Origin of the sequence: Rhodococcus jostii RHA1 (assembly GCF_000014565.1) — a bacterium.
Lineage (GTDB): Bacteria > Actinomycetota > Actinomycetes > Mycobacteriales > Mycobacteriaceae > Rhodococcus_F > Rhodococcus_F jostii_A.
This window is the reverse complement of sequence record NC_008268.1, coordinates 4050499-4063369: the sequence shown is the minus strand read 5'-3', so window position 1 is coordinate 4063369 and position 12871 is coordinate 4050499. Positions and strand designations below refer to the sequence as shown.

General features: G+C 67.0%; 13 protein-coding genes and 1 pseudogene. 10 read left to right on the top strand and 4 right to left on the bottom strand.

Features of this window, described 5'->3' with window-relative positions; translation table 11 throughout:
- Positions 1 to 195 precede the first annotated feature (195 nt).
- From RHA1_RS18710 to RHA1_RS18680, 7 genes are read left to right on the top strand one after another with little or no spacing between them, the layout of a single operon-like run.
- Positions 196 to 1563, top strand: a complete 1368-nt coding sequence (locus RHA1_RS18710; RefSeq protein ID WP_011596403.1) for an MFS transporter — start codon at positions 196 to 198, stop codon at positions 1561 to 1563.
- Positions 1564 to 1584: 21 nt separating this feature from the next.
- The gene (locus RHA1_RS18705; RefSeq protein WP_011596402.1) at positions 1585 to 2229 is read left to right on the top strand and encodes a GntR family transcriptional regulator; all 645 of its coding nucleotides are present in this window, start codon (positions 1585 to 1587) and stop codon (positions 2227 to 2229) included.
- Positions 2230 to 2246: 17 nt separating this feature from the next.
- Positions 2247 to 3059, top strand: a complete 813-nt coding sequence (locus RHA1_RS18700; protein ID WP_007296223.1) for a carbon-nitrogen family hydrolase — start codon at positions 2247 to 2249, stop codon at positions 3057 to 3059.
- A complete protein-coding gene (locus tag RHA1_RS18695; protein WP_011596401.1) occupies positions 3056 to 3733 on the top strand; it encodes a DUF2848 domain-containing protein in 678 nt (225 codons plus the stop codon). The genes RHA1_RS18700 and RHA1_RS18695 overlap by 4 nt, the downstream gene beginning before the upstream one ends.
- A 1-nt stretch (position 3734) precedes the next feature.
- Entirely contained in the window at positions 3735 to 5192 is a 1458-nt protein-coding gene (locus tag RHA1_RS18690) for a pyrrole-2-carboxylate monooxygenase subunit (RefSeq protein WP_011596400.1), read from the top strand.
- A 6-nt stretch (positions 5193 to 5198) separates the two neighbouring features.
- Entirely contained in the window at positions 5199 to 5546 is a 348-nt protein-coding gene (locus RHA1_RS18685; RefSeq protein ID WP_011596399.1) for a cupin domain-containing protein, read from the top strand.
- A gap of 7 nt (positions 5547 to 5553) precedes the next feature.
- Positions 5554 to 6078, top strand: a complete 525-nt coding sequence (locus RHA1_RS18680) for a flavin reductase family protein (RefSeq protein WP_011596398.1) — start codon at positions 5554 to 5556, stop codon at positions 6076 to 6078.
- 77 nt (positions 6079 to 6155) lie between these two features.
- Here the strand turns inward: RHA1_RS18680 and RHA1_RS18675 are convergent, their stop codons facing one another.
- Positions 6156 to 7175 carry a LacI family DNA-binding transcriptional regulator gene (locus RHA1_RS18675; RefSeq protein WP_011596397.1) on the bottom strand — a complete coding sequence of 340 codons (1020 nt, stop codon included), beginning with the start codon at positions 7173 to 7175 and terminating at the stop codon, positions 6156 to 6158.
- Positions 7176 to 7339: 164 nt separating this feature from the next.
- Between RHA1_RS18675 and RHA1_RS51940 the strand changes: the two are divergent.
- Positions 7340 to 7684, top strand: a pseudogene (locus RHA1_RS51940) (cytosine permease); the annotation flags it as partial.
- Between the two features lie 419 nt (positions 7685 to 8103).
- Positions 8104 to 8586 (top strand): cytosine permease, encoded by a 483-nt coding sequence (locus tag RHA1_RS51935; RefSeq protein ID WP_237726927.1) that lies wholly within the window; start codon positions 8104 to 8106, stop codon positions 8584 to 8586.
- Between the two features lie 69 nt (positions 8587 to 8655).
- Here RHA1_RS51935 and RHA1_RS18660 read toward each other — a convergent pair whose 3' ends face one another.
- Positions 8656 to 9798, bottom strand: coding sequence for an RNA-guided endonuclease InsQ/TnpB family protein (locus tag RHA1_RS18660; protein ID WP_237726926.1), 1143 nt, complete (start codon positions 9796 to 9798; stop codon positions 8656 to 8658).
- A gap of 136 nt (positions 9799 to 9934) precedes the next feature.
- Between RHA1_RS18660 and RHA1_RS18655 the strand changes: the two genes are divergently transcribed.
- Positions 9935 to 11044, top strand: a complete 1110-nt coding sequence (locus RHA1_RS18655) for a C45 family autoproteolytic acyltransferase/hydrolase (protein WP_011596393.1) — start codon at positions 9935 to 9937, stop codon at positions 11042 to 11044.
- Between the two features lie 67 nt (positions 11045 to 11111).
- Here the strand turns inward: RHA1_RS18655 and RHA1_RS18650 are convergent, their stop codons facing one another.
- Together RHA1_RS18650 and RHA1_RS18645 are read right to left on the bottom strand one after the other, a co-directional pair.
- Positions 11112 to 11762, bottom strand: coding sequence for a GntR family transcriptional regulator (locus RHA1_RS18650; protein WP_005237856.1), 651 nt, complete (start codon positions 11760 to 11762; stop codon positions 11112 to 11114).
- 116 nt (positions 11763 to 11878) lie between these two features.
- Positions 11879 to 12871: a transketolase family protein gene (locus RHA1_RS18645; protein WP_007296231.1), complete on the bottom strand. Its 993-nt coding sequence runs from the start codon at positions 12869 to 12871 to the stop codon at positions 11879 to 11881.

The window sequence follows — 12871 nt, the reverse complement described above, 5'->3', positions numbered from 1 at the left end:
TACAACTGGTGCACAGCCTTTTCGTGATCGGCTTCACAGTCGGATGAAGGCAAGAAAAAGCGGGCTCGGCAGCTGTTGGAGCAGCCACCGAGCCCAGGCAGCACCATCTGCGCGACCGTTCGAGTCGCCTACTTGGAGGTAGGCGCAAGGACGTGCAGTTCGTCACGTAGCGACGATTCGACCTAGGAGTCGACTATGGCAACCGCCAACAACAAATCTATCAATCGCAGACCCCACACCAGTCTGCCCGTCATTGCAGGTTCGAGCCTCGCCGGTACCGCAGTCGAGTGGTACGACTTCTTCCTGTACGGAACAGCGGCGGCGCTGGTGTTCAACAAGCTGTTCTTCCCCACCGAAGATCCCCTGGTGGGCACCATGCTCGCGTTCGCCACCTACGCCGTCGGCTTCGTGGCGCGCCCCCTCGGCGCCGCGGTACTCGGGCACTACGGGGACGTCAAAGGCAGGCGGGCCACCCTGATCGCCAGCCTGATGCTGATGGGCGTGTCGACCTTCCTCATCGCCTTCCTGCCCACGTACGCGTCCATCGGCGTCGCCGCACCGTTGATCCTCGTGCTTCTGCGGCTGGTGCAGGGCTTCGCCCTCGGTGGCGAATGGGGTGGCGCAGTCCTGCTGGTCTCCGAACACGGCGATTCGAAGAGGCGGGCGTTCTGGTCCGCCTGGCCCAATCTCGGTCCGCCGCTGGGCAACCTGCTGGCGGCCGGGGTGCTGGCTGTCCTCGGCTCCACGCTGTCGGAAGACGCGTTCCTGTCCTGGGGATGGCGGATCGCCTTCGGGCTGTCTGCACTGCTGGTGGTCATCGGTCTGGTGCTGCGGCTGTACGTCGCGGAGACCCCGCTTTTCGAGCAGTCCCGGGACACCGCGACCGCCGAGAAGAAGGGCATGCCGCTCGCCGCGGCCGTCCGGGGACACTGGCGCCAGATCCTCCTCGCGGCCTTCACCCGCTTCGGCGAGAACGCCGGCTTCTACATCTTCTCGCTGTTCGTCATCACCTACATCACCCAGATCCTCGAACTCGAGCGCAGCACCGGATTGAACGCCGTCATGATCGGCATGGTCGTCGCCCTGGTGACGATCCCGATGTTCGCCGTGCTCGCCGACCGGATCGGCCGGCGACCGATCTACATCGGCGCGTCCGCGGCCACCATCGTGTGGGCGTTCGTGTTCTTCGCTCTGCTGGACACGAAGAATCCGGCGGCGATCACCCTCGCGGTGGCGGTGGGACTGCTGATCTTCGCGGCCTACAGCGCCGTGATCGGCGCGTTCTTCTCCGAACTGTTTCCCACCGAGGTCCGGTACTCCGGGGTGTCGCTGGCCTACAACCTCGCGTCCGTCCTTGCCGGCTCGCTGGCCCCGATCATCGCGATCGCGCTCTACACCCGGTTCGGCACCGGATACGCCATCGGTGCCTATCTCGTAGCTATGGGAGTCATCTCCCTGATCGCCTCACTTCTCGCGCGGGAAACGCAGTCCGTGGATCTCGCGGCCGTGGGCGACGAGGCGATCTCCCGGACACTGGAAACGCCGGCGTCCGTCCACCACTGACTCTCCTCGAAGGGGCAAGCCATGACGACATCGAAGACCTCCGGGGCAACGGCACCGGAGCTGGCCTACGAGTGGCTGAAGAACACCATCATCACCCTGCCCCGCGACGAGGAGATGTTTCTGTCCGAGGCGCAGGTCGCCGCGTCCTCCGGAATTTCCCGAACCCCGGTGCGCGAGGCGCTGTTACGCCTCGAGGCCGAAGGCTTCATCCGGCGCGTGCCCCACAAGGGCGCCTTCATTCCGGCGTTGTCCGACAGCGACGTCGAAGCCATCATGCAGGCCCGCCGGGTGGTCGAGGAATGGTCGGTCACCGAAGTGGCGCCCCAGCCGGGCCTGGTACCGGATCGGCTCCGGATTCTCCTGGACCTCCAGGAGAACGACACCGACCCGGTCGACTTCATCGCGCACGACCTCGAATTCCACACGGCCATCATCCGTGCGGCCGGCAACCCACTGATGAACAACTTCTACAGCTCACTGCGGGACCGTCAGATGCGGATGGGTATCCGCATCGTCATGGCCGATGAAACCCGCAAGAAGCAGGTTCTCGTCGAGCACCGCGCCATCGCCGACGCGATCGCGGCAGGTGATCCGCAGGCCGCGGTACAGGCGGTGCGGGAACACCTCGACACCACCCTGCGGTCAATGAAACGGCCGAACATCTAACGGCACGAAGGAAACCCATGAAGATAGCCCTGGCTCAACTGGCGAGCCCCGATTCCGAGACCCCCGCGCATCGACTCGAGCGCGTACGCAACCTCCTGACCGGGCTCGCCGAGCGCGTCGACCTGATCGTTCTGCCCGAGCTGTGGCGCGTCGGATACAACCACTTCGACGACTACTCGACAGCTGCGGAAACCCTCGGCGGCGGTACCGTTCAGGTTCTGGCAGCCGTCGCCGTCGAACGGCAGTGCTACATCCACGCCGGCAGCATCGTCGAACAGGGTGAAGAGGGCAGACTGCGCAACACGGCGGTCCTGATCGGCCCGGACGGACAGATCCACCACCACTACAGCAAAGTTCACGTGTTCGGATACGACTCCCTCGAAGCGCAGCTCCTGCAGCCGGGGACGCAGATCCACACCACCGACACGCCCTTCGGCCCGATCGCCGCCACCACCTGCTACGACCTGCGGTTCCCCGGATTGTGGACCGAATTGGTCGCCGCCGGAGCGCAACTCGTCATCGTGCCCGCCGCGTGGCCGAAGGCCCGCAAGGAGCACTGGCGGCTGCTGACCTCGGCCCGCGCCGTCGACAACCAGGTCTTCGTGATCGCGTGCAACGCCACCGGCACCCACAACTCCGTCGAACTCGGCGGGCACAGCCGGATCGTCGACCCGTGGGGGACGGTGATCGCCGAGGCGGATTCGTCCGAGGGCATCACCATCGCCGAGATCGACCCCGCCGTGGTCGACCGCACCCGCGCCGAGTTCCCCGTCCTGAGGGACCGGCTCGACGACTACAGCTTCCTCAACCGCAGAAGGGTCCTTTCATGACCGGCGCCACCACGGAGGTGCTCACCTTCGAAACCCTCGATTCCTCCGAGATCCTGCAATTCGGCGACGGCCGAACCCTGGTCGCCGGGTACACCGGCCGCGACGAAGCAGCGGTGCAACATCACATCGACGAGCTCGCCGCCATCGGAGTCGCACCGCCGGCACAGGTGCCGATGTTCTACCCCGTCGAGATCGCGACGATCACGACCGCGTCGCAGGCCCCCGTCACCGGCGCGCACACCTCCGGCGAGGTCGAGCCGGTGATCCTGCGGCACCGCGGGCGGTACTACCTCGGTGTCGGCTCCGATCACACCGACCGCCAACTCGAGACCGTCGACATCGGTGACTCGAAGCGGGCGTGCCCGAAGCCGGTAGGCCCGGCCGTCGTCGAGATCGCGGACTGGTCGTCGTTCGACTGGGACGCGTGCCGGGCCCGCTCGTGGGTCGACGGGGTCCTGTATCAGGACGGAACCCTGGCCAATCTCCGTACACCGCAAACCCTTCTGCAGATCTTCGCCGACCGGATCGGCGACACCGGCGAGGACCTGCTCTGCTTCGCAGGCACCCTGCCGCTGCTCGACGGCAAGTTCACCCCCGGTCACCGGTGGGACCTCGAACTCACCCTGCCCGACGGCCGAACCCTGACCCACTCCTACACCACCGAAGGACACTGACATGCGCACCGGAGCCGACTACCTGGCCTCCCTGAACGACGGGCGCGTAGTGCTCGTCGACGGGGAGAAGATCGACGACGTCACCACCCATCCGGCTTTCGCGCCAGTGACCCGGACGATTGCCGAGATGTTCGATCTGGCCGCGGACGAGGCCAACGGCATGCAGTACGTCGCACCCGAAACCGGGAACGCGGCCAATCGGGTGTTCTCGATTCCCCGGTCGCGGGAGGAGCTCGCGCAGCGGCGGGAGGCGATCGAGCGGTGGGCGAAGCACACGCACGGCTGGATCGGCCGTAGCCCCGACCATGTGGGGACGTTCCTCGCCGCGTTCGCGGCGCATCCCGAGGTGTTCGCGGCCGAGGGTGGGCACGACTTCGGGGCGAACGTGTCCGAGTTGTACCGGCGGTTGCTCGACGAGAACCTCTACGTCTCGTACGCGATCATCCCGCCACAGGTCTCACGCGCGACGACGGCGTCGGGCTGGGAGGGTGAGTACCTGCAGGCCGGCGTGGTCGAGGAAACCACCGAGGGTCTGGTCATCCGTGGTTCGCAGATGCTCGCCACCGGCGGGGCGATCGCGGACGAAATCTTCGTCTCGTGCATCAAGCCGCTCGGCCCGGACGACAAGGACTTCGCCGTCGGGTTCGTGGTCCCGACCAACGCCCCCGGTCTCAAGCAGTACGTCCGCCGCCCGTACATCCCGGCCGCGACGAGCTCGTTCGACTACCCCCTGACCTGCCGCTACGACGAGCCCGACTCGCTCCTCGTCTTCGACGACGTCCTCGTGCCGTGGGATCGAGTATTCGTCGACCGCGACACCACCGGCGTCCGCCGGCAGTTCTTCGAGACCGGGGCCCACGTTCTCGGCAACTGGCAGGCTCAGATCCGCTTCGCGACGAAGCTGGAATTCATTGCCGGCGTGGCGCGCCGGGTCACGCAGGTCAACGGGGTGGACAAGATCCCCAGCGTTCAGGAGAAGCTCGGCGAACTCGCCGCACTCGTCAGCGGAGTCCGTTCCGCGGTGCTGGCCGCCGAGTACACCGCCGAGCCGGATTCGGCCGGGATGTGGCTGCCGGGCAGGCAGGCGCTGTACGGGTCGATGGGCCTGCAGTCGGAGATCTACCCGCGGGTGATCGCGATCCTGCGCGACCTCGTCGGCGGCGGTGTGCTGCAACTCCCGTCGAGCGTCAAGGATCTCACCAGTCCGCTGACGTCCCGGGACATCGAGCACTACGTCCAGTCCCCCGGTGTGCCGTCCGAGGAGCGCGTCAAGCTCTTCAAGCTGGCCTGGGACATCATCGGATCCGAATTCGCCGGACGACACCAGCAGTACGAGATGTTCTACGCCGGTGCCCCTTTCGTGGTGAAGGGCGCATACACGTACCGCAACTACGACTACGACAGCGCCGTCGCGGCAGTGCAGCAGTTCACCGACGGCTACAAAGCGGAAAGCGAGTAAACCCTCATGGCCAAGCCCGAATTCGAATTCTTCCCGGTCACCGACGTCGAGTGGACGGTATGTCCGGGTGACGATCCGAAGATCACCGAACGCATCCTCGCCAAGGACCCGGAAGGCAACGTCGCCACCCGGATCCTGCGCTACGAACCCGGCGCCGACTCGACACCATTGGGCGTGCAGAAACACGACTTCTGGGAGGAGGTCTACATCCTCGAGGGGTCGTTCACCGACCTGCCCCTCGGCGAGACGTTCACCGCGGGAATGTACGCCTGCCGGCCGCCCGGCATGCCGCACGGCCCCTGGAGCACGGACGAGGGCGTCGTCACCTTCGAAGTCCGGTACCACAGTAAGTAGGCCCACGATGACCCTTCCGGCATTCCACGCCCCCACCCCGACGGACATGCGACGAAGCATGGGCCGGTTCACCACCGGCGTCGCCGTCGTCAGCGCCGACGACGGCGACGGCAGCCCCAGTGCCATGACGATCAGCTCCCTGACCTCGATCAGCCTGGACCCGGCGATCCTGCTCGTCTCGCTCACCCACGGCTCCCGCACCACCGAGGCCGTGGAAGCCGCGGGCTCGTTCGCTGTGTCCGTCCTCGGCTCCCGTCAGGAAGCTCTCGCCCGCCGCTTCGCCACACGGGGCGGCGCCCGATTCGACGACCTGCCCTGCGATCGCAGCCGCTCGGGTCTGCCGCTGATCAAAGATGCTCTGGCCCAGCTCGAATGCAGGGTCCACAGCGCCCACGACATCGGCGACCACCGCGTCTTCTACGGCGAGGTCACCGACATGCGCTGTCGGGAGGGCACCGGCCTGGTGTTCTACTCGGGGCGGTTCGGCGACTTCCACGACTTCGGTCACGACGAGGTTCCCTGGTTGTTCTGATCCGGCCGAACGTGCTCGCCGGCGCATCACCGACCGGTGCGCCGGCGAGCACGTGCATTTCGCCGTCCTCGGCATGACTACCGGGTGGAGCCCCGCACGACGAGGCGTCCGTGGAGGTGTCCCGGGGGGACCGGCCGGTCAGAGTTGTCGAGGCGGTTGACCAGCAGTGTGACGGCTACGCGGGCAAGGTGTTCGGGCTTCAGGTCCACCGAGGTGATGGGGGGAACGGCGGATCGGGTGTGCTCCGAGTCGGAGCCGCCGACGATCTGCACGTCGCCGGGGACGTCGAATCCTCGTTCCCGGACCCGCGCGAGCACCCCCGCCGCGTGCCGGCCGGTGAGGCAGTACACCGCGTCGGGTGGATCGCTCCGGTCGAACAGTTCGTCCGCGGCGTCGCGTCCGCCGGCCTCACCCGTGGTCTCGGGCCGGATGGCGACCTGAGCGTCCTGACCGCGTGTCGCTGCCCACGCTCGGTAGGCGGCCTCGGCGCCCAGGTTCCACGAATTGGGATCGGTTCCGGCAACGAGAGCCACTCGCGTCGCCCCCGCGTCCTCGAGGTGCTGCAGCACTCGGTCGGTCATGAGTTCGGTGTCGGTGTCGAGCCAGGCGTCGTACGCGGCCCTCGCCGGATCCTTGCCGACGGACAGGAACGGCACACCCTCCCCGAGGAGCATCTCGATGAGGGGGTCGTTCGTGACGGGTTCCGTGATCAGGAACCCGTCGCAGGCGAGGGCGGCGGCCGGGGACTCGTCGCGCGTCGGATCGGATACCAGCATGAGCCCGTATCCGAAATCCATCGCGGCCAGGGCCGCCGAACCCGCGAACCGCAGGAAGTAGTCGACGCCCTCGGGGAGAGACGAATCCAGTGTCTCGAGTGGCCGGAGCACGAGGGCGAGCACGCCGAGACGGTTGCTGCGCAGGCTCCTCGCCACCACGTCCGGTCGGTAGCCGAGGGATTTTGCGACCGAGCGGACACGCTCGCGCGTCGCGGTGGCGACGACGCCCTTGCCGCTGAACGTGTGCGACACCGTCGTGGTCGACACCCCCGCGTGCCGTGCCACGTCGGCGATGGTGGGCCGCGATCGCTTCTCCGTCACGCAGTCAGGCTACCAACAGCCCGACCTGCACCAAATCGATTTGTAAATTCGCTGTCACGCTTCTTGTCCAAATCGATTTGGTTCCGTACGGTGACCGAGGTCACGCCAGATCGGCGATTGCGCCCACCAGCCGCACATCCGTGCTCATCTATCCGGAGGACCCCATGGCATCGACAAAAGCAGATCCGCGCGCGGTGACGCCCGGCGAAACACCGCGGGCCGATCGCGCCGGGCGGGTGGAGACACACGGCATCGACTTCATCCCCGACAGCGAACGGCACGGCCGCGCCCGGGACCTGTTCGCGGTGTGGGCGGCGCCCAACGTGAGCTACCTGGCCCTGGTCGTCGGCGGCGCACTGATCCTGATGGGCCTGTCCTTCTGGCAGGCGCTGGCGGTGATCGTGGCCGGCAACCTGTTCTCGATCCTCACCGGAATCGTCGCCGCCAGCGGACCCGCGTCGGGCACGCCCAGCGAGGTGATCACGCGGGCGATCTTCGGCATCCGCGGCAACCGGGTGAACATTCTCGTGACCAGCTGGTTCATCAGCGTCTGCTACCTGGCGCTGAACTGGGGCGGCCGCGTCGTACACGGCCTTCCGGCTCGTCGAACGGTTCGGGATCGACGCGACCACCCCCGTCAAGGTCGTCGTCATCCTGGCGATCGCCACCGTCACGCTGGCCATCGGCGTGTACGGGCACGCCACGATCGTGCGGCTCTACCAGCCGCTGGCCCTGGTGCTGACGTCGATCTTCGTGGTGATGGCCGGATACGTCCTCGGCAACGCCGACTGGGGCTACCAGCCGACGGAGGCACTCCACGGAATCGGACTGTGGGCGACGGTGGCCGCGGGTGTGTCGATCGTGGCGTCGGCCCCGCTGTCCTACACCAACAGCGCGGACTTCGCCCGCCTCACCGGTCTCGGTCACCGTGTGGACGGCGCTCGGCGCATTCGTCCCCAGCGTGCTGTTCACCGCGCTCGGCGCACTCGCCGGCACCGGACTCGACATGGCCGACCCGCAGATCGCGCTCGAAACCATCCTCCCGGCATGGTTCACGCCGATCTTCCTGCTCGCCGTCATCGTCGGCACCATCGCCAACAACGCGATGACCGCCTACAGCTCCGGGCTCGCCCTGCAATCGGTCGGCCTGCGCCTGCGCCGCTCGCGCAGCGTCCTCCTCGACGGCTCGATGGGCGTCGCCATGACGCTGTACGCCCTGCTCGTCTCCAACTTCCTCGACACCGTCAGCAACATGATGCAGCTCGTCGTGACCGTGATGGGTCCCGTGAAGGCCGTCTACGTCGCCGACGTCCTGTGGCGCCGCAACCGCTACGACGGCCTCGGGCTCGGCGACGAAACCAGCAGCAGCCCCTACTGGTACAGCGGTGGGTTGACGTCCTCTCGGCCGTGAACGACCGAGAATCCCCTCGAGACTCGCGTCCCGAGGTTCCTGTTTCACCGACAGTCGCCACCCCGCACGTTATGTGCGAGGTGGTCTCACACCGTCTCCGCAGGATGCCACCGTCAGTCCGACGGCCAAAATGTTCCTTGCCGCGTTCACGTCGCGGTCGTGGACGACGCCGCATCGGCACGTCCACTCCCGCACGTTCAGCGGCATCGCCGAGGCGACCTCCCCACACACCGAGCAGGTCTTCGACGACGGACAGAACCGATCGATCACCACCACCCGCCGCCCGCACCAGTCGGCCTTGTACTCGAGCATCGACCGGAACTCGGACCACCCCGCATCCGAGATCACCCGAGACAACGACCGATTCTTGACCATGTTCCGCACACTCAGATCCTCGATGGCGATCACTTGATTTTCGCGCACCAGTCGAGTGGAGAGCTTGTGCAGATAATCGCGACCCGATCGGCGATCCGACCATGAATCTTCGCGACCTTCAGTCGGGCCTTGGCCCGGTTCCGGGATCCCTTCTGCTTCCTGGCGAGTGCTCGTTGCGCCTTCGCCAACCGCGCACGATCCCGTGCGCTCGTGGCGCGGGTTGGTGATCTTCTCCCCCGTCGAGAGCGTGTAGAGGCTCGTGATCCCGGCATCGAGCCCGACCACCCGATCGACCGGCTCGAGTTCGGTGATCGTGTCCTCGACGAGGATCGAAACATGGTACTGGCCACGAGCATTGCGCGACACCGTCACCTGCGACGGCACGGCCCCCTCCGGCAGCGGCCTCGACCACCGAATATCCAGGGGTTCGGACTGCTTGGCCAACCGGAGCTGCCCATCCCTGAAAATGAAGCAGTTCGAGTAGTAGGTCGCCGAATCCTTCGACCGCCCCTTCTTCTTGAATTGCGGGTAGCCGGTCTGCTTGCGCCAGAACCTCTCGAACGCGCCCTGCAACTGCCGCAGCGATTCCTGCAACGGCCCCTTCGACGGCTCCGCCAACCACTCCGTCTCGGCATCCCGCTTCCATCCGGTGAGCATCTTCGAGGTATCCGCATAGGTCACCCGCCGCCGCTCCTGCGACCAGGCACGCGACCGCTCCGCCAACGCCCGGTTGTAGACATACCGGGTGCACCCGAACGTCCGAGCAAGCTGTTCCGCCTGCACCGCAGACGGATAGAAGCGAAACTTGAACGCCCGCTTCACCACCCTCCCCGCCATAACCCAGACACTAGCCACACGGTCCGACAAAACCAGATCGGCTATCCCGGACCTGAAGGACAGGGTTTGCGCCGAGAGACTCACGGATCAATTGCTCCACAGCTTTATTCACACAATCTGGATAACGAGGACGATCATGACCGAATCCACCACTGCCCGCCCTCACGTCTGCGTCGACGACACCCGGCCGCACGAACGCGGCATCGCCCGCGGCACGCAGCTGCGCACCGACCTGCCTGCGTCCGTGGAACTGTATCTGCGCCTGTTCGACACGGTCGGCGTCACCGAGTCCCGCACCCGCGACAGCGCGCACCGCCTCGCGGATGTCCTGGCGGCGTGGAGCCCCCGGTACCTCGAGGAGATCGAAGGCATCGCGGCCGGCGCCGGGCTCGAGCCCTGGCACGTGATGGCGCTCAGCGGCCGGACGGAGATCCTGTCGCAGGCAACCGCGGCCCGTCCCGGCGAGTGCTCCACCATCGCCTACGCACCCGCGGATCGTCCGTCGGCGCCGTTCGGCGTCCAGACCTGGGACTGGCACGAGGAATTGGACCCGTACTGGCACACCCATCAGGTGCGCGGAACCCGCCACAGTTACGTGGGGCTGACCGAGCACGGCATCCTCGGCAAGATCGGCATGAACAGCGCGGGTCTCGGAATCTTCTTCAACATCCTCGGCCACCGCGACGACGCACCGGCCGGGGTGCCCGTGCACGTCCTGTCGGCGGCGGTCCTCGGTGAAGCCGGAACCGTCGACGAAGCCCTCGAACTGCTGCGCTCGGCACCGATCGCCACCTCGGGCGCATTGACCCTGCTCGACCCGGACACCGTCGCTTGTGCCGAGGTCAGCCCCGTCGGCGTCGCGACGCTCCGCCCGAGCCGCGGATTCCTGACGCACACCAACCACTTCCTCGACCCGGCCAACGCCGCCCGCGAGAAGACCGGTCTGTACGAGCCGGACTCGCAGGACCGCTACGGTCTGATCGCCTCACGGCAGCAGCGGTACGCCGAGCCGGCCGTCGCCGATCACCTCGTCGAGTACCTGTATTCCGATCCGGGGCAGCCCCAGCTGTGCTGCGTCCCCGCCCCGGACGCCGTCTTCGGTCAGCGCTGGGCCACCCTCGCGACAGTGCTGCTCGAACCCGGGCACCGCCGCGCCCGCATCCTCGCCGGCACACCGATCGACGCCCGCCGACGGGCATGGACCACACTCGACGCCACCGAGCCCGCGTGTGTCGTCGGCGGGTGACACGGCGGCCTGTCCCGGGTACGTGACCGGCAAAGCGTGTGCCCGCACTCTTTCCCACTCACCTGGGTCAGGACACCAGATTCGCTGAGGCCCAGTCCATGTGCGTCTGAATCGCTTTGGCCGCTTCGTCGGCGTCGCCGGTTTCGATGGCGTCGACGATGGCGCTGTGGCGGCCGACGTCCATGTTGCCGACGGCGCGGTCGAGGCCGGCGAACATGATCGACATCCGGATCGATCCTTCGAGGGAGATCCACGAGTGCAGGAGTGTGTCGTTACCGGTCAGGGAGCACATGGTGCGGTGAAAGTTCAGGTCGGCCTCGATGCGGGCTTCGAGGACGGCGGTGTCCATGACGTCGAGGGCGGCGCGCAGTTCCGCGATGACGGTGGTGCGGTCGGCCAGGCCGGCGAGTTCCCGGACGGCCAGCGCCTCGAGTGCGGCGCGGACGGCGAAGATGTCGCGGATCTCCTTGGAATCGAGGTGCCGGACGTACAGCCGGCCCCGCGCGCCGGCGGAGATCAACCCCTCCTGCTGGAGTTGCCGCATCGCCTCGCGGAGCGTGCCGCGGCTGATCTGCAGCATCTCGGACAGTTCGGTCTCCACGAGCGGGCTGCTCGGCGCCAGCTCCCCGCTGGTGATCGCGACCCGCAGGGCGGCGACGGCTTGCTGACGGAGGCTGGTCTTCTCCAGCCCGAGCAGTGCGGCGGGTTGTCCGGCCATGGGTGCCTCCGTGGGGTCAGCGATCAACAGTCGACAGCGGTCTGTTGACAGCAATCTGTTGACAGCCATCGTACGGCCCGCGCCGCCCGGGCTGCGGCGTGGGCCGTACGCGCTGGTCATGCCAGTTCGCCCAGAACCTTGGCGACGATCCGGTCCGTGCTCAGGCCGTACCGCTCGTGCAGGGTGGGCAGGGCACCGGCGTCGAGGAACTGGTCGGGGAGAGCGATCGGCACGATCCGCTTGCCGAGCCCGGCCGTGACGACGGCGGCGGCCACCGTCTCGAAGAGACCGCCGATCACGGTGTGGTTCTCCAGGGTGACCACCAGTCGGTCGGTGTTCACCTCCGCGAGGACGGTCTCGGCGTCGAACGGTTTGATCGTCGGCGTGTGGACGACCGCGACGTCGACGTTGTGCGCGGCGAGTCGGTCGGCGGCCTGCAGCGCGCGCATCGTCATCAGGCCACTGGTGACGAACACGACGTCGTTGCCGCCACGGAGCACCTTGGCCTTGCCCAGTTCGAACGTGTAGTCGTACTCGTCGAGCACGGTCGCGACCTTCCCCCGCAGCAGCCGCAGGTAGGTGGGACCGTCGGAGGCGGCGAGCTGCGGGACGGCCTGTTCGATGTCGATCGAGTCGCACGGGTCGACGATGGTGAGGTTGGGGATGCCCCGGAAGATGGCCATGTCCTCGGTGGCCTGATGGCTGGGCCCGTAGCCGGTGGTCAGTCCGGGGAGCCCACCGATGATGTTGACGTTGAGGTTCGGTTCGGCGATGTCGAGGCACAGGAAGTCGTAGGCGCGGCGCGCAGCGAACACCGAATACGTGGACGCGAACGGCACCAGGCCGGTCTCGGCCATCCCGGCGGCGGCTCCGAGCAGCAGCTGTTCGGCCATCCCCATCTGGAAGAACCGGTCGGGGAACTCCTGCGCGAAGATGTGCATGTCGGTGTACTTGGCGAGGTCGGCGGACAGGCCGACGATCTTGTCGTTCTCCCGGGCGGCCTTCACCAGGGCGTGTCCGAACGGTGCGGACGTCGTCTTCTGCCCCTCGTCGACGAACGACGCGATCATGGCCGACGTCTTGAGCTTGGGCTTGCTGGCGGTGGTCAT

What these genes read in the sequence shown, in the direction of transcription:
- RHA1_RS18660 (WP_237726926.1), bottom strand. Translation starts at nt 9,798, where the DNA reads ATGGCGGGGAGGGTGGTGAAGCGGGCGTTCAAGTTTCGCTTCTATCCG.
- RHA1_RS18705 (WP_011596402.1), top strand. Translation starts at nt 1,585, where the DNA reads ATGACGACATCGAAGACCTCCGGGGCAACGGCACCGGAGCTGGCCTAC.
- RHA1_RS18685 (WP_011596399.1), top strand. Translation starts at nt 5,199, where the DNA reads ATGGCCAAGCCCGAATTCGAATTCTTCCCGGTCACCGACGTCGAGTGG.
- RHA1_RS18710 (WP_011596403.1), top strand. Translation starts at nt 196, where the DNA reads ATGGCAACCGCCAACAACAAATCTATCAATCGCAGACCCCACACCAGT.
- RHA1_RS18645 (WP_007296231.1), bottom strand. Translation starts at nt 12,871, where the DNA reads ATGACCACCGCCAGCAAGCCCAAGCTCAAGACGTCGGCCATGATCGCG.
- RHA1_RS18695 (WP_011596401.1), top strand. Translation starts at nt 3,056, where the DNA reads ATGACCGGCGCCACCACGGAGGTGCTCACCTTCGAAACCCTCGATTCC.
- RHA1_RS18690 (WP_011596400.1), top strand. Translation starts at nt 3,735, where the DNA reads ATGCGCACCGGAGCCGACTACCTGGCCTCCCTGAACGACGGGCGCGTA.
- RHA1_RS18655 (WP_011596393.1), top strand. Translation starts at nt 9,935, where the DNA reads ATGACCGAATCCACCACTGCCCGCCCTCACGTCTGCGTCGACGACACC.
- RHA1_RS18680 (WP_011596398.1), top strand. Translation starts at nt 5,554, where the DNA reads ATGACCCTTCCGGCATTCCACGCCCCCACCCCGACGGACATGCGACGA.
- RHA1_RS18700 (WP_007296223.1), top strand. Translation starts at nt 2,247, where the DNA reads ATGAAGATAGCCCTGGCTCAACTGGCGAGCCCCGATTCCGAGACCCCC.
- RHA1_RS18650 (WP_005237856.1), bottom strand. Translation starts at nt 11,762, where the DNA reads ATGGCCGGACAACCCGCCGCACTGCTCGGGCTGGAGAAGACCAGCCTC.